This window comes from Rhodococcus sp. 06-221-2, assembly GCF_002258365.1.
GTDB lineage: Bacteria > Actinomycetota > Actinomycetes > Mycobacteriales > Mycobacteriaceae > Rhodococcoides > Rhodococcoides fascians.
In genome coordinates this window covers 1-19989 of record NZ_NOYJ01000009.1, presented here as the reverse complement: position 1 = coordinate 19989, position 19989 = coordinate 1, and the positions used below count along the sequence as shown (strand labels likewise).

Below are 19989 nucleotides of genomic sequence, written 5' to 3'. Positions count from 1 at the left end.
GCCCAGGGGCGTATCCTGTGTTGTCGGCATCCGCCGATACCGGGTACGCCCCCTGCGCATTAGTGGGCAGAGTGCAGTCGCGGGCAGAGTGCAGCAGTAGGACGGGGTGACCACCATCAGCGAGCAGACACTGAACGCGTCGGGTGCCATCCCGCGGGTTACCGACTTCCAGCTGAGTCGCCGGCTGGCCGAGGTGGCCGAGAAGCTGCGGCGTCAGCATTCCGATCCCGATCGCGTCCTGGCCATGATCACCGAGGCCGCGGTCGCTCAGGTCCCCAATGCCGAGTACGCATCCATCACGACGGTCATGCAGGGCAAGTTCGTGCATAGCGCAGCCCTTTCAGGAGAAGTTGCCGGGCACTGCGACAAGATTCAGGAGCAGCTGGGCGAGGGGCCCTGCCTCGAGTCGGCGATCGAACAGACGACCATCCGTATCGACGACATGGACAGCGAGACCCGCTGGCCACAGTTCACCGATGCAGCGTCTGCGCTCGGGGTCAAGAGCATGATCTGCTTTCAGCTCTACGTCGAAGGGTTCAACTTCGGCGCACTCAACCTGCATTCGACGCGAACCGGCGCGTTCTCGGCCGAGGCCGAATCCATCGGTTCGTTGTTCGCTGCGCACGCGGCCATCGCGTTCTCCAGCGCCCGGGAAGAACAGCAGATCAGGGCCGCGCTGACCAGCCGGGATCTGATCGGGCAGGCCAAGGGCATGCTGATGGAACGCTACAATCTCAATTCGCAGGCGGCATTCGCGTTGCTGGCCAAGCTCTCTCAGGACACCAACGTCAAGCTGGCCGATCTCGCCGTGCAGTTGGTCGACGACGCGGCGAAGTCCACCCAATAGCGACCGGGGCCTCGGGCCTCATCGCACGTCGAGTCCGTCGGTGCTGGCGACCGATACGGCGGGAACATCGGTGGCGATGAACACCTCGATCCGCACGTCCTCGTCCAGATAGCGGCTCAGTGCGGCCAGTCCGGTTGTGGCAGCGATGATCTCGTGAACCCGGTCGCCCGAGATGGGATAGTCGTCCACGTCGTGACGCCAATGCGCGGCCACCAGTGTGCCTCCGGCCTCCAGCCGCCCGACGATGCGGCTCATGGCGGCCGCCAGGTCGTCGTCGTCGAGGTAATAGCCCACCTCGCTGACGACGATCAGATCGAACTTCTCGTGGGGATTCGGCAACGCAGATACGTCGTCGGAGAGGGACCACAGTGCGAAATCGACTGCAGCACTCTCGCCTACGCGCGCGCGAGCCGTATCGAGTGCGCTCTGCACCACGTCTGTCGACACCAGATGCTCGCAGCGGGCAGCGAGCTGTTCGGTGAGCACACCGATGGAGCAACCGGGTTCGAGGCCGCGTCGATAGTGCGGCTTGGGCAGCGATGCGAGGGTGAGGGCATACTTGCGACGCTCGTACCACTTGCTGTCGAGCATGAACGGATCCTCGTGCGCGGCATACACATCGCGGAAGTATTCCGGACTCAAGCTCATGCGGACAGCCTACTCATGCGAAGACGACTTCGAACGGACGTCGGAACCGCGTCAGGATGTGCGGTGGCAACACTGCGCGATCTGCCGGGTGATCGGACAGCGGTCGAATCTGAGATTCGAAACGCTCGATCGACGCCCGTTTCGCCTCGACGGCGTGCGCGGGCAGGTCGATGCGGCGACTGCGTGACCACGGCACCGCCCGGTGTTCGGGAGTTGCCCAGTGCCACATCCAGATCGGATATTCCACCACCGGTATCCCCACGACGGCGGCTGCGGTGAGGCAGGCACGCGCCGTGGCTTCGTGATCGGGGTGGCCGTCCCCGCGCCACGGCGTCAGGCACCAGGTACCCGGAGTGGCGTCGAGCAGCGGTACCAGCGCGCGGGCCAGAGCGTCCTCGTGCTTTTCGACCTCGCCGTCGGTGAACTGCAGCCGCGTCGGCGGCTGAACGATGCCCAGTTCGGCGAGGGCACGCTCGGACTCGACGGGCCGCAGGGCGCGCAGGTCCTCGGCCGACACCGTCGGAGATCCCGGATGCGAACCGTCGCCGTCGGTGACCGCGACGACCCGTACGTCGACACCTGCGGCTGCGGCCATCGACAGCAACCCACCGACGCCCAGTACTTCGTCGTCGGGATGGGGTGCCACGACGACCATGGTGACGACATCGCTCCAGTGCAGACCGGGAATCGACCAATCTGCGGACAGCCAGTCCGATTCGGCGGTACCGAGGTCGACGTCGGCGTCGAATGCGTTCTCTACCAAGGGTTGTCTTCCTGTGCGATGTCGTGTCCGAGGGCTTCGAGGTCGCGTTCGGCGTGGCTCTGTCGCAGATAGACGGTGAGGTCGGCGACGCGTCGAGCATGCTCTGCGTCTGCGCACAGCGGGCCGGCACCGAGCGCTCGCCCGACGCGGTCGATGCACTGCGTGGCGGCATCCTCGACGACGGCGCGCACGATGCGAGCACGGATCCGAGCGCGGCCGGAGCGGTCGAACGGATCTGCATCGACCTCGGCTGCCGCGGTGGTCAGGGCACTCGACGCGGCTCCGAGAGCCGATGCGATGGCACCGAGGTGAGCGGCGCGATGTGGGTCGGGACGCGAGCGCACGGTCGAATGAAGGGTGTCGGCCACCGCGCAGGCGCTACCGAACCAGACGGCCGACACTCCGATCGCCCCATGCCAGAAGCCCGGCCGGGTCAGGTAGTCCGTCGGTCCACCGACCACGACAGCGGGGACACGATCGAATGCCACCGAGCCCGAGTCGCTCTCGCGCATTCCGACGGCATGCCACGTGTTCGGCACCGGGGCAGCACCCGGATGAGTCAGGTCCACTGCGAACAATCGCGGCTCGCCGTCGACGCGAGCGGTCACGAGTGCGTGGGTGCAGACGGACGCCCCCGAACACCACGGCTTGGTCCCGGACAGGAGCCACCCCGAATCGCCGCGTACCGCTTCCAGAATCGGAGCCGGGGGTTCCGCAGCCCACACGCCCCAGATCTGGCCACGCTCGGGCGTCGGGCCGTCGAGCTCGTGCAGAATCGCGATCGCATCGGTGTGTGCCTCGGCCCAGCGGCCCAGGACGGTGTCGTGCCGACCCAGCGCAGCCAGCGACTGCCACCGGTGGTCTGTGTTTCCCGAGCCGGGGAGAGCCAGATCCAACCGCCCGTCCGCCTCGAACGCGAGAAACTGCGCGCGTAACGCCGACTCGAGATCGGTGGTGCGATCGGGGGTGTCGACGAATCCGGTGTCGGTCATGCAGAAGGCTCCAGAGAACGAAGGAAGCCGGCCATACCGTCGGGTGCTCTGCCGCGCAGGCGGCCCGAAGTATCGACCGGAATGTCACACACCCTGCGGCACACGGTGCCGCCGAGCTCCAGACGACGGACCAGGTCGTGATCCTCGCCGGTGGCGAGCGGCGCGAACCCGCCGACCGCCCAGTAGTCCGTCGCCCGAACACCCAGATTGGCACCGTGCACGTGGGGATGGCCCGCCTCGTTCACGTACTGAGCGTCGTAGGAGGAGCGCAGTGCTTCGTCGTCGACGATGCGGTCCTCGAACCGCACCGACACCGTCCCGACGACAGCCCTGGCACCCTCGGCGGCGTGCCGCAGATGCCCCACCAGCCACTGCTCGCCCACCGTCGAGTCGGCGTCGGTGGTGGCGTACCACGTGTCGGCGCGGCCCAGACCGCCGTTCAGGTCCGCTGCGAATCCGGCCGCCCGCGCGGCTCCCACGTTGCGATGGGCCACCGTCACGACCGAGACGGACGGGTGACGCGCCGCGACACGCGCCGAACCGTCGGTGCACGCGTCGAGAACGACCGTCGTGGATACCGTCACCGGGGCGACGTCGGCGACGCGACGTGCGGCGTTCGTCAGAGCATCCAAGCAGGCGTCGAGCAGATCCTGTTCGTCGTGTGCGGGCACGACGACGACGATGCGACGGACTGGAGTGCTGGTATCGACAGTCACGAGCCACCCTTTCGGACACCGGACCTCGAGCCCGTTGCGGAACCGCCGGTGGCTGGACGGAGTACGTTGCATGCGACATACCCGTTCGCAGACGATCGACACCTACGGCTCGAAGAAGGGGCTCGGGTGGCGGGAAGCTACTCGTCGTCGTGGATTCCGTCGTCGTTTTCGGCAATATCCGATTAGCAAAAGTCCGGGTGGTATGTGTTAATGGGCGTTGCCCCGCGGCAGCACTGCTACTGGGCATCACGACGCAGTACGAAGGATGGTCGGGTCACATGGCAACTCAGGTTCGCACTCGCAGGTTCGCCCGCATCGGGGCAATTTTCGCAGGTACGGCGCTCGCCGCCTCTGCAGCATTCGGATCTGCCCAGGCGGCTCCGCTGTGGCCGGGTGGCCCCGACGTGTCGATCCCCGGCCTGCCCGGATCCTCGGACCCGGCGGCACCCGCACCCGCCCCACAGCAACGGGTGGCACCGCTGGCCCCGGCGAACTTCGCCGACCCCAGCATCAGCCCGTCCGGCGGCGAGGTCGTCGGAGTGGCGCAACCCATCGCGATCCGCTTCGACGAGGCCATCGGAGATCGCGACGCCGCACTGCGCGCCATCCGCGTTACCACGAACCCGTCCGTGGACGGCCACTTCTACTGGATCAACGACACGCAGGTGCGGTGGCTGCCCAACGAGTTCTACCCGGCGCACACCCAGGTGACGGTCGAAGCAGGCGGAGCGAAAGCCGAGTTCTCCACCGGCGACTCGATCATCACCACGGCCGACGACAACACCAAGCAGATCACCGTCACCCGCAACGGCGAGGTCGTTCGCACGATGCCCACCTCCATGGGCAAGGTCGGCCACGAAACCCCGAACGGCACCTACATCGTCGGCGAGCGCTTCCGCGACATGTACATGGACTCCTCCACCTACGGGGTGCCGGTGGATTCCGAAGAGGGCTACCGCACGTACGTCGAGTACGCCACGCGCATCTCCTACAGCGGCATCTTCGTCCACGCGGCACCGTGGTCCGAGTCGCAGCAGGGCTACTCCAACTCCTCGCACGGCTGCCTCAACGTCAGCACCGAAGACGGCAAGTGGTTCTTCGAGAACGCCCAGAAGGGTGACCCCGTCATCGTCGTCAACACCGACGGCGGCACCCTCAGCGGATCCGACGGCCTCGGAGACTGGAACCGCTAGTGCCTGTGGCAGTGGTGTGGTTATGTGCCCTCCGCGGCACATAACCACACCACTGCGCAGCATTTGGTCTGTGTGACGGCACCAGTTGGGGCCGCGTTCACCATTCGTTAGCCGCGACTGAGCACAGTCCTCGCGGTGAGTGCAACAACCGAACGAGTGCTGCCCACGGCAGGCAAGAAGAGCTTCTTCTCGCGGCCGTGGACCGATTACGCACTGTTCCTGATTCTCGTGGGACCCAACCTGGTTCTGTTGGCGGTCTTCACGTACCGCCCGTTGGTGGAGAACTTCCAGTTCTCGTTCTTCGACTGGAACCTGTCCTCGCCCACGTCCACGTTCGTCGGATTCGAGAACTACCGCGAATGGGCCGCCCGCGACGATACGTGGCAGATCGTCGGCAACACCGTCGTGTTCACCGTGGCCGCCGTCGTCGGCTCGCTGGTGCTCGGTCTGATACTTGCGCTGCTGCTCGATCGTAAACTGCGGGGCCGCAACTTCGTTCGCTCCGCAGTGTTCGCGCCGTACGTGATCTCCGGTGCCGCGATCGGTATCGCATTCCAGTTCGTCTTCGATCCCAACTTCGGACTCGTCCAGGACCTGATGCGCAGATTCGGCCTCGGTGCGGTCCCGGATTTCTATCAGGATCCGAAATGGGCGATGGTCATGATCACCGTCACCTACTTGTGGAAGAACCTGGGCTACACCTTCGTCATCTATCTCGCGGCGCTGCAGGGTGTGCGCAAGGAATTGATGGAAGCGGCCGAGATCGACCAGGCCGGCCGCTGGACCACGTTCCGCAAAGTGCTTCTGCCGCAGCTGCGTCCGACGACGTTCTTCCTCTCGATCACGGTGTTGCTCAACTCCCTTCAGGTCTTCGACATCATCAATGTCATGACGCGCGGTGGCCCACTGGGCACCGGAACCACCACGATGGTCTACCAGGTCTACGAGGAAACGTTCCGCAACTTCCGGGCCGGCTACGGGGCGACCGTCGCGACCATCCTGTTCCTCGTGCTGTTGATCGTCACTCTCGTACAGGTACGAATCATGGATCGGGACGATCAGCGATGACCTTGGTGAGCAAGCCCGATGCTGCAGTCCCGGAAAAGCCTTCGCTCGGTCGGGACCCGCAGCGCACGCGTCGCAGCGCGAATGTCCTCGGCTACGCGGCGATGGTTGCCGTCCTGCTGATGATCGGCCTGCCGCTGTTCTGGATTCTGGTCACCTCGTTCAAGGACCGCCCGGACATCTATGTTCAGCCGGTCACGTGGTGGCCCAGCAGTTTTCATCCGCAGAACTACAACGAGGCGACGACGGAGGTGCCGTTCTTCACGTACCTGCGCAACTCGATCGTCATCACCACGGCGGTCGCGTCGATCAAGTTCGTCCTCGGTGTGCTCAGTGCGTACGGCCTGGTGTTCCTGCGCTTTCCGGGCAAGAACATCGTCTTCCTCGTCATCATTGCCGCGCTGATGGTGCCCAACCAGATCACCGTCATCTCCAACTACTCGCTCATCTCCGAGCTCGGTTGGCGAAATTCGTTTCAGGGCATCATCATTCCGCTGGCAGGCGTTGCATTCGGTACCTTCCTGATGCGTAACCACTTCCTGTCGCTGCCACCGGAGATCATCGAGGCCGCGCGCATGGACGGCGCGGGCCCGGTGCGGTTGATGTTCCGCGTCATCCTGCCGCTGTCGGGTCCGACGATGGTGGCGTTCGCGATCATCACCATCGTCACCGAATGGAACGAATACCTCTGGCCGTTCCTGATGTCCGACGACTCGTCGGTTGCTCCGCTCCCGGTCGGCCTGACGTTGCTGCAGAACAGTGAGGGCTACACCAACTGGGGAGCGGTCATGGCCGCGACAGTGCTCACCATTCTGCCGATTCTTCTCGTCTTCCTCGTCCTGCAGCGCCACATGATCAAGGGCCTCACCTCCGGTGCGGTCAAGGGCTGATCCACCTCACTATCAGGAGTCGAACACCATGGCACACATCATCAATCGGCGTGGCTTCCTCACGCTCACCGGTGCGGCTGCGGCCGCCGCAGCCCTCGCGGCGTGCAGCGGTCCCGGATCGGGCTCGTCCGGCGGCGGCGGTGTCGAAGGCGATGCGAACACCATCAACTTCTGGTCGAACCACCCGGGCAAGTCCCAGGAGTTCGAGAAGGAGCTGATTTCGCGGTTCCAGGCGCAGAACCCCGGTCTGACGGTCAATCTCATCGACGGCGGCAAGAACTACGAGGAGGTGTCGCAGAAGTTCAACGCGGCGCTCTCGGGCAACGATGTGCCCGACGTCGTCGTACTCTCGGATGTCTGGTGGTTCAATTACGCACTGACCGGGGCGATCGAGCCCCTCGACAAGCACTTCTCTGCGGCCGGGGTCGACCAGTCCGATTACGTGGATTCGCTTCTTGCCGATTACAACTGGAACGGGAGCCACTGGGCTCTGCCGTACGCTCGCTCCACTCCGCTGTTCTACTACAACAAGGCCGTCTGGTCGGCAGCCGGCCTGCCCGATCGCGGACCGGCCACGTGGCAGGAATTCGACGAGTGGGGCCCGCGCATCCAGGCCGTCGTCGGAAACGGCAAGCTCGCCCACGGCTGGGGCAACGCCGTCGACTATCTCGGGTGGACGTTCGAGGGACCGATCTGGACGTTCGGCGGATCGTACTCCGATCAGTTCCAGCTGAAGTTCGACGACCCCAATACCATTGCGGCAGGCAAGTTCCTGCAGGACATGATCCACACCAAGAAGTACGCGGCGGTCTCCAACGACATCGCCAACGACTTCGCCGCGGGCATCCTCGCATCCACGATCGCCTCCACCGGAGACCTGTCCACCATCACCAAGGGTGCCGCGTTCGAGTTCGGTACGGCCTTCCTGCCGGCAACCGACGGTGCGCCCGGATGCCCCACCGGCGGCGCGGGTCTGGCCATCCCGGCCAAGATCTCCGACGAGCGAAAGGTGAACGCCCTCAAATTCATCGATTTCGTGACCAACGGTGCCAACACTGCGTACTTCTCGCAGAACACCGGGTACATGCCGGTCCGCAAGTCGGCGCAGCAGGACCCGTCGGAAATCGCGTTCCTCGAGGCCAACCCGAACGCGAAGACAGCCGTCGACCAGTTGGCGCGTACCCGATCCCAGGACGCTGCCCGCGTGTTCGTGCCTGGCGGCGACAAGATCATCGGTAGCGGTCTCGAGCAGATCGCTCTGCAGAATGCAGATGTCGCAACGACATTCGCGTCCATCTCGGACCAATTGCAGCAGATCATCGACCGCCAGATCACCCCGAAGCTGCCGAAGTAATGGCGACCGTTCACTATGCGGGTGTCTCGCACAGGTACCCGGGCGCGGACTCTCTCGCAGTCGACACGCTCGAACTCGACATAGCGGACGGCGAGTTCATCGTGCTGGTGGGACCGTCCGGATGTGGAAAGTCGACGAGTCTGCGGATGTTGGCCGGCCTCGAATCCGTCGAGAGCGGCCACATCGACATCGGCGGAGTGGACGTCACCTCGCTCGCCCCACGGGCAAGGGACGTCGCGATGGTGTTCCAGAACTACGCGCTGTACCCCAACATGACCGTCGGCGACAACATGGGCTTCGCACTGCGAAACGCGGGAATGAGCAAGGTCGACACAGCGGCTCGCGTTCTGGATGCCGCGAGGATGCTCGAACTCGAGCCACTGCTGGGTCGCAAGCCCGGCAAGCTCTCCGGTGGGCAGCGGCAGCGAGTGGCCATGGGGCGAGCAATCGTTCGTCAACCCAAGGTGTTCTGCATGGACGAGCCGCTATCCAACCTCGACGCCAAATTGCGAGTGTCGACGAGGGCCCAGATCGCCGGACTGCAGAAGCGATTGGGTACCACGACCGTGTACGTCACCCATGATCAGGTCGAGGCGATGACAATGGGTGACCGGGTTGCGGTGTTGCGGGACGGCAAGTTACAGCAGATCGCCGCACCGCGGGAGCTGTACGACAACCCCGTCAACACCTTCGTCGCCGGGTTCATCGGGTCTCCCGGCATGAACCTCGTCGACGCTCCCGTGCACGAGGGCGCTGCGGTCCTCGGAGACGTTCGGATCCCTGTTCCGTCGTCGGCGGGCAACCGCGTCGTCGTCGGGGTTCGGCCGGAATCGTGGGAGCTCGTCGGCGAACATGCGGGTGGACTCCGGCTCACCGTCGAATTGATCGAGGAATTGGGTGCGGAGTCGTTCGTGTACGCCTCGGCGCCCAACGCCGACGGTCAGTGGACGACGCCCTCGGGACGTATTTCGGTGAGGGTGGATCGCAAGCTGTCGGTCGCCCTCGCCGAGACCGTCCGGTTGAAGCCGGTGCTCGACGAACTGTTCTTCTTCGACTCCGCTACCGGCCTGCGGTTGTCCTGACGGGTTCACCCAGATCCACCGGAAGTGTTGCCCACCCATGCAATACGCGCGTGTCGCGACGGGTTCCCTCGCCTGCCGAACGCAGGTGGGGGAACCTGTCGAACAACGTCTTCAGACCCACCTCCGACTCTGCCTTCGCCAGCGCTGCGCCCAGGCAGTAGTGGCGTCCGCCGGAGAACGACAGGTGCTTACCCGCGTTGTCGCGGGTGACGTCGAACCGGTCGGGGTCCTCGAACACCAGCGGATCGCGGTTGGCACCGGCCAGCACGAGGACGACCAGTGAGTCCTTCGTGATCGGCACACCCTCGACGACGACGTCGTGCTTGGCCGCCCGAGCTGTCAGCTGAACGGGAGATTCCATCCGCAACATCTCGTCGATCGCGGTGGGCCAGTGCGATGGATCCTGTTGCAGCACAGCCAGTTGATCCGGATGATCGAGCAGGAGTTGGATGCCGCTGCCGAGCAGATTGACGGTTGTCTCGAACCCGGCCGCCAATACCAATCCTGCTGTAGCCCTGAGCTCTTCGTCGTTCAGGCCGATGCCCTCGTCCTCGGCGGCGATCAGTTGGCTCATCAGGTCGTCGCCGGGGTTGAGGCGAAGTTCGGCGATGTGCTGCGAGAGCCACGCGTCGAAACCGATGAGGCCACGCTCCACCTGCTTGAACTGGCTCCACGAGATACCGATGTCGAGGCTGGGTGCCGCCATTTCGCCGAATTCGAGGACGCGCTGATTGTCCTTCTCCGGAACGCCGAGGATGCGGCCGATGACTGCGACGGGAAGGCGAGCGCAGTACCTGTCGACGATGTCGACGACAGGGCTGCCGTCGGACAATTCGTCGAGTAGCGCGTCCGCGGTTTCCTGCACCTGATCTCGCATCTGCGCGACCGCCCGGGCGGTGAAGACCGAGGACACCAGCTTGCGGTAGCGGGTGTGATCGGGCGGCTCGACCGACAGCAGGGACGGCGGGAGGATCGGATGCAGGGCACCGGAGCGGGTGTGGCGTTCCACCCACTTCAGCGGTGCCGGCAACGTGCCGCCCAGCTGGGTGACCCGAAAATCGTCGGACCGCAGCAGCGCGAACGCCACCCGGTGATGCACGGTGATGTTGGAGATCCGAGTCTTCACCAGCGGTGCCGTCGCCCGCAGTTCCTCGTACACCGGCGTCGGATTTGCCCGCGTCGCCGGATCGGCGACCAGCATGGCCTGCCGGTCACCGGCGGCCGCAGCACGCTTGGCCCCGAACCTGATGACCCCGTGCGCCGCGATCCACCGTACGAATTCCCTCATCCGCTGTCCTCCCCTTTGTCCCGCCCTATGTGAGTGGTTTCTCGTAGCAGACTACGAAGTTCCACTCACGTGCTACCAGATCTTGACGCGCTTCCCCGGGTCCAAGTACAGCGCATCACCGGGCTGAACGTCGAACGCTTCGTGAAAACTGTCCAGATTGCGCACGACTCCGTTGCACCGGAACTCCGGCGGCGAGTGCGGATCGACGGCGAGACGACGGATCGCTTCGGCGTCTCGTGCCTTGGTGCGCCATACCTGCGACCAGCCGAAGAACACGCGCTGCAACCCGGTCAGGCCGTCGAGCACCGGTGCGTCCTTGCCCTCGAGCGAGATCTCGTAGGCGGCGACGGCGATGGACAGGCCACCCAGATCGCCGATGTTCTCACCGATGGTGAATTCGCCGTTGACCTTGTGGCCGGGCAGTGCCTTCGGCTCGAATTCGTTGTACTGCTCGATCAGGGCAGTGGTGCGCTTGCCGAATTCGGTGCGGTCGCTGTCGGTCCACCAATCCACCATGTTGCCGTCGCCGTCGTACTTGGCACCCTGGTCGTCGAATCCGTGCCCGATCTCGTGCCCGATGACGGCTCCGATTCCGCCGTAGTTGGCTGCGTCGTCGGCCTCGGCGTCGAAGAACGGCGGCTGCAGAATTGCTGCGGGAAAGACGATTTCGTTCATCCCGGGGTTGTAGTACGCGTTGACGGTCTGCGGCGTCATGAACCATTCGTCGCGATCGACCGGACCGCCGAGCTTGTCGAGATCACGCTGATAGTCGGCCTCGTAACCGCGGCGGTAGTTGCCGAGCAGATCGTCGGCGGTGATGTCGACGCTCGAGTAGTCGCGCCAGCGGTCGGGGTAGCCGATCTTGGGAGTGAACTTGTCCAGCTTGTCCAAGGCCTTGCGGCGCGTCTCCGGGCTCATCCATTCCAGCTCGGAGATGTTGCGGCGGTAGGCCTCGGTGAGGTTGTCGACGAGCACCTGCATGCGTGCCTTCGAGTCCGCCGGGAAGTGGCGTTCGACGTAGAGCTTGCCGACGGCCTCGCCGAGGACGTCCTGTACGAGCGAGACGCCGCGCTTCCAGCGCTCGCGGTTCTCCTCGGTTCCGGTCAGCGTCGTTCCGTAGAACGCGAAGTTCTCGTCGACGAGTGCGCTGGTCAGGAACGGGGCCCGGGCATGGACGACGCGCCACGCGAGCCACGCCTTCCACGTCTCGATGTCCTCCGACGTCCATAGGGACACGAACGTGTTGACGAACGGTGGCTGGCGCACGACGATCTCGGCGAACTGTTCGGTGGTGCCACCGAGGCCGGAAATCCATGCAGTCCAATTGAATCCGGGCTCGTTCTGCACCAGAGTGTCGAACTGGACGAGGTTGTAGCTCTTCTCGGCGTCGCGCCGGGCGACGACGTCCCAGTGGCCCGCGGCGATCTTTCGCTCGAGATCGAACACCGTCTGCGCGTCGTACTCGACGCCGCTGAGCGCGAACATCTTCGCGATGTGCGCGATGTAGCTCGTGCGGATGTCGGCGTATTCGTCCTGGCGGTAGTACGACTCGTCGGGCAAGCCGATTCCGGACTGGCTGAAGTGCACCAGGTAGCGGTCGGATCGCTTGGCGTCGGTGTCGACGTAGTGAGCGATACCGCCGCCGACTCCGGTGCGTTGCAGAGAGCCGAGAACGCCTGCGAGCGTGACCAAGTCGGTCGCATCGGCAACGGCGGCGAGCTCGTCGGCGATCGGGGTGGTGCCGAGCTGTTCGGCCCGGTCGGCGTCCATGAAGCTCGAGAACAGGTCGCCGATCTTCTGTGCGTCGCTACCGGCGGGCGGATTCGCGGCCGCCGATTCTTCGATGATGGTCTGTACATCGACCTCGGCGCGGTCGTACAACGTCCGGAACGCACCGTCGACGGCGCGGTCGGCGGGAATGCTGTAGTCCTCCAGCCATTTGCCGTTGACGTGCACGAAGAGGTCGTCCTGCGCGCGTGTGTTCTCGTCCTGGTAGCTGAGATCGATGCCCGAGTTCACTACTGAAGTCATGTATCCATCTTTACACTCTTGCGCTCGATTGAACGGGTGTTTAATGTGCTGTACATGCGTTCAGCATCGGAGGATCTGACCACTCGCGCGCGTATCCGCGACACCGCGATCGACGTCTTCGGCGTGCAGGGTTTCACCGCCGGTGTGCGGTCCATCGCCGGCGCCGCCGGCGTCTCACCCGGGCTGCTCAACCACCACTTCGGGTCCAAGGACGGACTTCGGGCAGCGTGCGACGAGTACGTCCTGCGCACGATCCGCGAATCGAAGGCCGCCTCGGCCGGTCCTACCGGGGTGATGGAACAGCTTGCTCGCATCGACGAGTACGCACCGCTCGTCGCCTACATCGTGCGGAGCTTCTCCTCGGGCGGAGCGCTGGCCCGAGAGTTGTTCGAGCACATGGTCGACGACGCGGTCCGGTACCTCGACGACGGAGTGCGCGACGGCCGATTCACACCCAGCCGCGACCCCGCGGCGCGCGCCCGGTTCCTGACGCGCCAGAACGTGGGCGGTCTGCTGTTGTACGTGCAGATGGCCGGCCCGGACGTCGATTTCCGTGCGGCTCTCAGCGCGCTCGGTGACGAGGTCATGTTGCCGGCACTCGAGCTGTACACCGATGGATTGTTCACCGATTCCCGAATCTTGGACACCTATCTGGAGGCCGAGCAATGACCGACGCCATCGCAGTCGACGATCTGGTGAAGACGTTCGGTTCGGTCCGGGCCCTCGACGGCCTGAACCTGCACGTCGAGACCGGTGATGTGCACGGCTTTCTCGGCCCCAACGGGTCGGGTAAATCCACCACGATCCGCGTGCTGCTCGGTCTCGTGCGCGCGACGTCGGGGACGGTCCGGTTGCTCGGCGGTGATCCGTGGGCCGACGGCGTCGCACTGCATCGACGGCTGGCCTACGTTCCCGGAGATGTGACGCTGTGGCCGTCGTTGACCGGCGGGGAGGTGATCGATCTGCTCGCCAGGATGCGCGGCGGTATCGATTCCGGCCGCCGGGCCGAGCTGATCGAACGGTTCTCCCTCGACCCAGGAAAGCGGAGTCGCACCTATTCGAAGGGCAATCGCCAGAAGGTCGCTCTGATCTCGGCCCTGGCATCGAACGTGGAGCTGCTGCTCCTCGACGAGCCCACTTCCGGTCTCGATCCCCTGATGGAGCAGCAGTTCGCCGAATGCGTGAAAGATGCTGCGCGACGCGGAGTCACGGTGCTGCTGTCCTCGCACATCCTGTCCGAGGTGGATGCGTTGTGCAGTTCGGTCACCATCGTCCGGGACGGGCGCACGGTGGACACCGGGACCCTGGCGTCGATGCGGCACCTCACCCGCACGACGATGACCATGACTGTGGATCGAGCACCCGGCGATCTCGACAGGCTCTCCGGGGTCAGTGGGGTGACCGTGGACGGGTCCACGATTACCTGCACGGTGGAGAACGAGGCGCTCGCTGCGGTGATGCACGTCCTGGCCGACGCAGGCGTGCAGAGCATGATCAGCTCCGCGCCGACTCTCGAAGAGCTGTTCCTGAGGTACTACGCATGAACAGTCTGAGCGGCACAGCGGCGTTGCTGCGGTTGTATCTACGCCGCGACCGACTCGTGTTGCCGATCTGGGTCGTTCTGCTCGGAGCGCTCCCGCTGCTGTACGCGGTCAGCTTCGAGGGGCTGTATCCGACGGCGGCAGACCGTCGAACGTTCTATCTCGGCACCGAGGCAGTGCCGGCGCAAGCGGCTCTCGTAGGGCCGATCTTCGGTAGCGACCTCGGTGCCCTGGTGTCGTGGCGCGCTGGACTGATGCTGACCCTCGTTCCGTTGGCGGCGATCCTCACCGTCGTTCGGCATACCCGCGGTGAGGAGGACGCGGGTCGTGTCGAGCTGGTCGGGTCGACTGCAGTGGGCAGATTTGCAGGGTTGACAGCGGCCGTGCTCCTGGCGGGCGGCGGTGTGATGGCGACGGGAATGCTGTCGTTCGTCTCGCTGTGGGCATTCGGTCTGCCGGTGGCCGGGAGCGTCGCGTTCGGTGGCTCGATCGTCGTCGTCGGTGCGGTGTTCGTCGGCTGCGCGGGGCTGGCAGCACAGGTGGCGTCCGGGGCTCGCGCGGCTCGCGGATATGCCCTCGGCGTGTTGGCCGCAGCGTTCGTTCTCAGAGCGATCGGCGACATCGGTTCGGGAACCCTGTCGTGGTTCTCGCCGATCGGGTGGTCGGCACAGGTGCGACCGTTCGCCGACGAACGGTGGTGGCCGCTGTTGTTGTCGCTCGCGACCGCTACGGCGTTCGTCGCCGCAGCGTTCGTGGCAGCGAATCGACGCGATCTCGGCAGTGGTCTGCGGGCCGAACGCCGCGGCCGGGTGGCTGCCGTTCCGTCGCTGTCCGGTCCCGTCGCCCTCGCGTGGCGACTCTCGCGCGGAACCACCGTCGTCTGGACCGTCGGCCTCGCCCTGTTCGGTATCGCGATCGGATCGTCCACGGACGGCATCGGCGATCAACTCGGCAGCAGCGCCGCCATCAGCGACGCACTGGGCAAGTTCGGCGGCACCACGATCGAACAGTCGTTCATCGCCGTCGTGCTGAGCATGGTCGGCATCATGGTGGCGGCCTATTCCGCGTCGGCCGTGCTACGTCTGCTCAGCGAGGAAGAGTCGGGTCTGGCCGAGATCGTGCTGGCCACCGGTATCTCGCGCCGTCGGTGGGCGGCGGGGTATCTACTCTTCGCCGTCCTCGGCCCGGTGTGGCTACTGCTGGTCGTCGGCCTCACCATCGGGCTGACGTACGGGTCGGCAACCGGCGACATGTCGCGCGAACTGCCGTCCGCCGTGGTCGGCGCTCTGGCTCAGCTCCCGGCCGTGTGGGTGGTGACGGCCATCGGCGTGGCATTGTTCGGCGCTGTCCCTCGATTCGCAACCGTCGTGTGGGCCGTCCTCGGCGGCTTCGTTGCCCTAGGGCAGATCGGGGCGGTAGTTGGGCTGCCCCAATGGTTGCAAGACATCTCGCCGTTCACCCACCTGCCCAAGCTGCCAGGTGGGGAGTTCTCGGTGGTGCCCTTGCTGTGGCTCGTCGCTGTCGCCGCCGCCGCAGGCGGTGCCGGAAGCATCGCGCTGCGTCGACGGGACGTCCGCGGCTGAATGAGTCGGCCGCGACTCAGTTCGGTGTCGAGTCGTCGTACTGGTTCTCGACGTTCTGCTTGAATTCGTCGGCGCATTGCTGTTGCGCTGCAGTATCGCTGCCTGCGTTGGTCATGCAGTCGGTGAAGTCCTGTCCACCGACTGCGTTGAACAGGCCGACGCCGACGACGACGAGAACGATCGACAAAGCCGCCGCCACGAAACCGAGGATGATCGCGATGAGAGACACGGTGCCGTTGGTGGCGACGCGCTTCTTGTACCTCGACCGACCGATGAAGCCGAGGACGATCGCGATCAGGCCGAGAACAATGCCGCCGACGATCGTCCAGGAGAACAACACGCCGAGAATCGCGAGAACCAGAGCCACTGTGCCGATGGTGTTCTTCGGCGCTACCGGCTGTTGCTCGTATCCACCCTGCTGATATCCGCCCTGCTGGGGGTACTCGCCGGGTGAAGGATAGTTTCCGGGCGGGGGATAGTCATTCGACACGTCTGATACCTCCGTGATCGGCGATCGTGAACGCTCGGAGTGTATGCAGATCTCAGTCGTGCGCGCAGACGCCACGTGCCCCCGTGATCAACTTGTCATCGAGCGTTCCTGTCAGCCGCCCAGTCGCGAGTGCATCTCCCAGATCAGGATCTCGGCTGGTTCCGAGGCCGTAATTCGCTGTCCGCCAGTGGAACTCATGCGTACCGCGTCACCCTCGTACAGTTCTCCGACACCCTCCATCGAGACGGTGCCGCGGACCACGAACACATGCACGAACGGTGCGTCGGGAACGGTCACGGTCGAATCCGGTGTCAGTCGCGCAGCGTGCAACGCGGCCGACTTCTGGCCGATGCCGATGGCCGCCTGACCACGGTGTCGGTTCATTCCCGACGCGACGGTGACGAGTCCGCCCCGCAGCAGTTCGTCGTCGATCTCGAGTTGCTCGTAGCCCGGTGCGGTGCCGGGACTGTCTGGCATCACCCACATCTGTACGAAGCGGACGGGTTCGGTGTGCCGATTGCCGTCGATACTCCAGGAGTCGTTCTTCTCCGAGTGCATGATGCCTTTGCCCGCACTCATCCGTTGCGCCAGTCCGGGATAGATGATGCCGGAGTGCCCGATCGAATCCTGATGCACCAGAGAGCCCTGCACCACCCACGTGATGATCTCCGTGTCGCGGTGCGGATGCGTTGCGAATCCCTGCCCGGCAGTGACGATGTCGTCGTTGTTCACCAACAACAGGCCGTGGTGGGTGTTCTCGGGGTCGTAGTGCTGACCGAAAGAGAACGAGTGCTTCGAGTCGAGCCAGGACACACGGGTTTTCAGTCGATCACCGGCACGATGCACGTCGATGTGGGCGGTCAGTGGAGCGGACATGTCCCCACTGTACGAGCATGTCGATGCACCGGCGTACGACCTGCATAACGTTCGGGTGTCTTTGCCGCCGGGGTGTGACGGCGGCCCCGAGTGGGTAGGTTCGGACACGGCACGGTCACACGCTCTGCAACTCCCCGAAGGCGGCGAGAGATACTCATGGTCGGTTCCAGCTCGAGCGCGGCACACGCTGTTCGACACCTGCTCGAGGACGCACTGGTGTCGTGGTTGCCAGGTCAACGATGGTTCGGCGCAAAGGGTTCGACGGTGGGTGCCGTACGGATCGTCGCTCGCGACGTACTGCACGACGAGCCGCATTTCGCCGCCGAGCACCTGCTCGTCGAGGTGGACCTCGTCCAAGACGGCACGTCGGTGACCCAGACCTATCAGGTGCCCCTCGGTTTCCGCACCGAGGTGCCCGAGGAACTACGCCCGTGGTTGTTGCCGGTACCCGGTGAGGTGGCAGTGTTCGACGGGTTACGTGATCCGGAGATCATCGCCCTGTACGGTGACGCGTTCTCCGATGAGAACCCCACGGGCAGTATCGAATTCAAGGTCGTCGACGGTTCGAGCGTGCCGCAGGGCATGCGCGGTCGGGTTCTGGGTGCAGAGCAGTCCAACACGTCGGTGATCCTCGGTGATCTGCTGCTGCTCAAGCTGTTTCGTCAGGTACCGCCCGGAATCAGTCCGGACGTCGAGTTGCACCGTGCGCTGGCCGAGGCCGGCAGCGTCAACGTGGCACCGCTGCGAGGGTGGCTCGAAGCGCAGGTCGGCGGTGAGACGACCACACTGGGGATGATCCAGGACTTCGCCGCGAATTCTGCCGAGGGATGGACCACTGCGCTGGCCAGCGTGCGCGAGGTGTTCGATTCCCCCGCCACACCGATCGAGGATTTGTCCGCCGATTTCGCTCCCCACGCGTATCGACTCGGCGCTGCCGTCGCGCAGGTACACCACGACCTCGCTTCGGTTTTGGGTACCGCCGAACGTTCCGTGGAATCGACGGCCGTCGAAGAGATCCTCGAGCGCATCTCCGGAGTAGCGCGAGTGGTTCCGGAGATCGCCCAGTACATCCCCGCCGCGACGGCCCTGATCTCACGGGCAGAGACGTCGACCAGTACCACCGTCCAACGCATTCACGGCGATCTGCATCTGGGGCAGGTATTGGGGACCCCCGAACGGTGGCTGCTCATCGATTTCGAGGGAGAGCCGGCCAAGACGCTGGACGAGCGCAGACAAATGGACAGTGCTTTGCGCGACGTCGCGGGAATGCTGCGGTCGTTCGACTATGCCGCCAACCACCTCCTCGTCGACCTGCCGGAGGACCCGGCTCTACGGGAACGCGCCGAGCAGTGGGCTGCGCGGAGCATCACGGCCTTCTTCGACGGGTACGCGTCGGTGGCCGGCCACGATCCACGCGACGAAGCCGATCTGCTGCGCGCGTACGAATTGGACAAAGCGGTCTACGAGGTTCTGTACGAAGCGCGCAATCGACCGACCTGGCTGTCTCTGCCGATGCGCGCGGTCGAACGGTTGGTCAGCTGACTGCCGGGAAACGGGCTGTAGGGGCGGGCGTGGACCGGCCCGTCTACGACAAGTACCGTATTGCCTGACACGGGAGGCAGGACATGAACGGTATTTTGGCAATTTTCGGCATCGCGGTGGTAGTCATCACCATCGTCGTGGTGGTCGTGCTCGTCGCGGTGTTGTTCGTCGCGTCGATCAAGCCCGACAAGCTGAACATCGACCTCGGTCGCAAGAAGCGTGAACGGGAAGAAAGTTCCTCGAAGGTCTGAGACCTCGGTCACCTCTGGCACCGATTCGCGCAGACGCGGAGTTGTATCGATTCGAAGCGTCGGTCGACGCTTCCGGTTCTACAACTGGAGACCTCGTGAGCACAGCACTGTCAGCGCCTACGGAGCCCGACTGCAGGGCGCGCCTGTTCGGTGAGACTGTGCCGGCCCAGTTCGCTCGTTTCGTGATCGTCGGGGTATCGAGCAACGGCGTCTATGCACTGCTGTTCGTCGCTCTCGCGTCGTTCGGGTCTTTCCCCGCCAATCTGGCGGGAGCGTCGGCGAGCACCGTTCTCGCCAATGAGTTGCACCGTCGCCACACCTTCCACGCCGCCGACCGCGTCGGCTGGTTCCAGACCCAGTGGGAAGCGGGAGGACTCGCCCTGATCGGGCTGGGTCTGAGTACCGCCGCGCTGGCCGCAGTCCACCTCCTTGTTCCCGCCGCCGCCACGTACGTGCAAGTTCTGGCTGTGATCGCCGTCAGCGGTCTGGTCGGTGCCGCTCGATTCCTCGCTCTTCGCGGATGGGTATTCCGTTCGCCGAGCCTCCCCGGGATGGAAGCGGCTCATTCGTGATGCTGTGACAGAGCACGACCGGTCTCGAAGAGCGGTTGCTACCTGTAACAGAGTTTCGGCGAGGCTTCGTGATCGTCGCCCGTATAGACCTAGGCTCGTGAGCTGACGTCAATGCGAGGAGGCATGTCGAATGGCCAGGGATCTGACACAGCTCGAGCTTCTGCAGGAGCTGGTGCCCACTGCCGAGGACAACGTGAACCGTCACATTTCGATGGCGCGCGAATGGCATCCCCACGACTACGTGCCGTGGGACGAAGGCCGCAAC

General features: G+C 64.7%; 20 protein-coding genes and 1 pseudogene. 13 read left to right on the top strand and 8 right to left on the bottom strand.

What is annotated here, in order from left to right:
- Positions 1-106 precede the first annotated feature (106 nt).
- Complete coding sequence (locus tag CH281_RS04830; RefSeq protein WP_082519366.1) at positions 107-847, top strand: GAF and ANTAR domain-containing protein; 741 nt, start codon at positions 107-109, stop codon at positions 845-847.
- A gap of 18 nt (positions 848-865) precedes the next feature.
- Here CH281_RS04830 and CH281_RS04825 read toward each other — a convergent pair whose 3' ends face one another.
- The 4 genes from CH281_RS04825 to CH281_RS04810 are packed head-to-tail and all read right to left on the bottom strand — an operon-like array spanning position 866 to position 3966.
- Positions 866-1495 (bottom strand): class I SAM-dependent DNA methyltransferase, encoded by a 630-nt coding sequence (locus CH281_RS04825; RefSeq protein ID WP_032367156.1) that lies wholly within the window; start codon positions 1493-1495, stop codon positions 866-868.
- A gap of 13 nt (positions 1496-1508) precedes the next feature.
- Entirely contained in the window at positions 1509-2258 is a 750-nt protein-coding gene (locus tag CH281_RS04820) for a PIG-L deacetylase family protein (RefSeq protein ID WP_179274116.1), read from the bottom strand.
- Positions 2252-3250: an acyl-CoA dehydrogenase family protein gene (locus CH281_RS04815; RefSeq protein ID WP_057474453.1), complete on the bottom strand. Its 999-nt coding sequence runs from the start codon at positions 3248-3250 to the stop codon at positions 2252-2254. Before CH281_RS04815 ends, CH281_RS04820 begins: the two co-directional genes overlap by 7 nt.
- Positions 3247-3966, bottom strand: coding sequence for a glycosyltransferase (locus CH281_RS04810; RefSeq protein WP_057474632.1), 720 nt, complete (start codon positions 3964-3966; stop codon positions 3247-3249). The genes CH281_RS04815 and CH281_RS04810 overlap by 4 nt, the downstream gene beginning before the upstream one ends.
- Before the next feature lie 278 nt (positions 3967-4244).
- On the opposite strand from CH281_RS04810, the gene CH281_RS04805 reads away from it, so the two are divergent.
- The 5 genes from CH281_RS04805 to CH281_RS04785 all read left to right on the top strand — a co-directional run bounded on the left by CH281_RS04805 (position 4245) and on the right by CH281_RS04785 (position 9550).
- The gene (locus CH281_RS04805; RefSeq protein ID WP_032369549.1) at positions 4245-5159 is read left to right on the top strand and encodes a L,D-transpeptidase; all 915 of its coding nucleotides are present in this window, start codon (positions 4245-4247) and stop codon (positions 5157-5159) included.
- A 135-nt stretch (positions 5160-5294) separates the two neighbouring features.
- Positions 5295-6227 carry a carbohydrate ABC transporter permease gene (locus tag CH281_RS04800; RefSeq protein WP_174557223.1) on the top strand — a complete coding sequence of 311 codons (933 nt, stop codon included), beginning with the start codon at positions 5295-5297 and terminating at the stop codon, positions 6225-6227.
- Positions 6224-7114: a carbohydrate ABC transporter permease gene (locus CH281_RS04795; RefSeq protein ID WP_027495271.1), complete on the top strand. Its 891-nt coding sequence runs from the start codon at positions 6224-6226 to the stop codon at positions 7112-7114. The genes CH281_RS04800 and CH281_RS04795 overlap by 4 nt, the downstream gene beginning before the upstream one ends.
- Before the next feature lie 28 nt (positions 7115-7142).
- Complete coding sequence (locus CH281_RS04790) at positions 7143-8468, top strand: ABC transporter substrate-binding protein (RefSeq protein WP_094693182.1); 1326 nt, start codon at positions 7143-7145, stop codon at positions 8466-8468.
- Positions 8468-9550, top strand: coding sequence for an ABC transporter ATP-binding protein (locus tag CH281_RS04785; RefSeq protein ID WP_094621809.1), 1083 nt, complete (start codon positions 8468-8470; stop codon positions 9548-9550). Before CH281_RS04790 ends, CH281_RS04785 begins: the two co-directional genes overlap by 1 nt.
- Here the strand turns inward: CH281_RS04785 and CH281_RS04780 are convergent.
- Together CH281_RS04780 and CH281_RS04775 are read right to left on the bottom strand one after the other, a co-directional pair.
- Positions 9528-10838: a cytochrome P450 gene (locus tag CH281_RS04780; RefSeq protein WP_027495274.1), complete on the bottom strand. Its 1311-nt coding sequence runs from the start codon at positions 10836-10838 to the stop codon at positions 9528-9530. The two genes, CH281_RS04785 and CH281_RS04780, sit on opposite strands and share 23 nt — an antisense overlap.
- A 72-nt stretch (positions 10839-10910) precedes the next feature.
- On the bottom strand, positions 10911-12869 hold the full coding sequence (locus CH281_RS04775; protein WP_094693180.1) for a M13 family metallopeptidase: 1959 nt from the start codon (positions 12867-12869) through the stop codon (positions 10911-10913).
- 54 nt (positions 12870-12923) lie between these two features.
- Between CH281_RS04775 and CH281_RS04770 the strand changes: the two genes are divergently transcribed.
- The 3 genes from CH281_RS04770 to CH281_RS04760 are packed head-to-tail and all read left to right on the top strand — an operon-like array spanning position 12924 to position 15993.
- Complete coding sequence (locus CH281_RS04770) at positions 12924-13538, top strand: TetR/AcrR family transcriptional regulator (RefSeq protein ID WP_032375045.1); 615 nt, start codon at positions 12924-12926, stop codon at positions 13536-13538.
- Entirely contained in the window at positions 13535-14413 is an 879-nt protein-coding gene (locus CH281_RS04765; protein WP_094693178.1) for an ABC transporter ATP-binding protein, read from the top strand. The genes CH281_RS04770 and CH281_RS04765 overlap by 4 nt, the downstream gene beginning before the upstream one ends.
- A complete protein-coding gene (locus CH281_RS04760) occupies positions 14410-15993 on the top strand; it encodes an ABC transporter permease (protein WP_230073224.1) in 1584 nt (527 codons plus the stop codon). The genes CH281_RS04765 and CH281_RS04760 overlap by 4 nt, the downstream gene beginning before the upstream one ends.
- Before the next feature lie 16 nt (positions 15994-16009).
- On the opposite strand, the gene CH281_RS04755 is transcribed toward CH281_RS04760, so the two are convergent.
- Complete coding sequence (locus CH281_RS04755) at positions 16010-16483, bottom strand: DUF4190 domain-containing protein (protein WP_230073223.1); 474 nt, start codon at positions 16481-16483, stop codon at positions 16010-16012.
- A 111-nt stretch (positions 16484-16594) separates the two neighbouring features.
- Positions 16595-17359 (bottom strand): pirin family protein, encoded by a 765-nt coding sequence (locus CH281_RS04750; RefSeq protein WP_094693176.1) that lies wholly within the window; start codon positions 17357-17359, stop codon positions 16595-16597.
- A gap of 156 nt (positions 17360-17515) precedes the next feature.
- Here CH281_RS04750 and CH281_RS04745 point away from each other — a divergent pair, with 156 nt between their 5' ends.
- The 4 genes and pseudogenes from CH281_RS04745 to CH281_RS04735 all read left to right on the top strand — a co-directional run.
- Positions 17516-18901, top strand: coding sequence for a maltokinase N-terminal cap-like domain-containing protein (locus CH281_RS04745; RefSeq protein WP_094621812.1), 1386 nt, complete (start codon positions 17516-17518; stop codon positions 18899-18901).
- Between the two features lie 83 nt (positions 18902-18984).
- Positions 18985-19152, top strand: a complete 168-nt coding sequence (locus CH281_RS26745; protein WP_167326956.1) for a hypothetical protein — start codon at positions 18985-18987, stop codon at positions 19150-19152.
- 95 nt (positions 19153-19247) lie between these two features.
- The gene (locus CH281_RS04740; protein WP_045841001.1) at positions 19248-19724 is read left to right on the top strand and encodes a GtrA family protein; all 477 of its coding nucleotides are present in this window, start codon (positions 19248-19250) and stop codon (positions 19722-19724) included.
- A gap of 130 nt (positions 19725-19854) precedes the next feature.
- Positions 19855-19989, top strand: a pseudogene (locus CH281_RS04735) (acyl-ACP desaturase); the annotation flags it as partial.

Excerpts from the sequence above, each read along its gene's own strand:
- CH281_RS04795 (WP_027495271.1), top strand. The coding sequence starts at position 6,224 with ATGACCTTGGTGAGCAAGCCCGATGCTGCAGTCCCGGAAAAGCCTTCG.
- CH281_RS04745 (WP_094621812.1), top strand. The coding sequence starts at position 17,516 with ATGGTCGGTTCCAGCTCGAGCGCGGCACACGCTGTTCGACACCTGCTC.
- CH281_RS04750 (WP_094693176.1), bottom strand. The coding sequence starts at position 17,359 with ATGTCCGCTCCACTGACCGCCCACATCGACGTGCATCGTGCCGGTGAT.
- CH281_RS04790 (WP_094693182.1), top strand. The coding sequence starts at position 7,143 with ATGGCACACATCATCAATCGGCGTGGCTTCCTCACGCTCACCGGTGCG.
- CH281_RS04825 (WP_032367156.1), bottom strand. The coding sequence starts at position 1,495 with ATGAGCTTGAGTCCGGAATACTTCCGCGATGTGTATGCCGCGCACGAG.
- CH281_RS26745 (WP_167326956.1), top strand. The coding sequence starts at position 18,985 with ATGAACGGTATTTTGGCAATTTTCGGCATCGCGGTGGTAGTCATCACC.
- CH281_RS04765 (WP_094693178.1), top strand. The coding sequence starts at position 13,535 with ATGACCGACGCCATCGCAGTCGACGATCTGGTGAAGACGTTCGGTTCG.
- CH281_RS04760 (WP_230073224.1), top strand. The coding sequence starts at position 14,410 with ATGAACAGTCTGAGCGGCACAGCGGCGTTGCTGCGGTTGTATCTACGC.
- CH281_RS04775 (WP_094693180.1), bottom strand. The coding sequence starts at position 12,869 with ATGACTTCAGTAGTGAACTCGGGCATCGATCTCAGCTACCAGGACGAG.
- CH281_RS04780 (WP_027495274.1), bottom strand. The coding sequence starts at position 10,838 with ATGAGGGAATTCGTACGGTGGATCGCGGCGCACGGGGTCATCAGGTTC.
- CH281_RS04815 (WP_057474453.1), bottom strand. The coding sequence starts at position 3,250 with ATGACCGACACCGGATTCGTCGACACCCCCGATCGCACCACCGATCTC.
- CH281_RS04785 (WP_094621809.1), top strand. The coding sequence starts at position 8,468 with ATGGCGACCGTTCACTATGCGGGTGTCTCGCACAGGTACCCGGGCGCG.
- CH281_RS04770 (WP_032375045.1), top strand. The coding sequence starts at position 12,924 with ATGCGTTCAGCATCGGAGGATCTGACCACTCGCGCGCGTATCCGCGAC.
- CH281_RS04805 (WP_032369549.1), top strand. The coding sequence starts at position 4,245 with ATGGCAACTCAGGTTCGCACTCGCAGGTTCGCCCGCATCGGGGCAATT.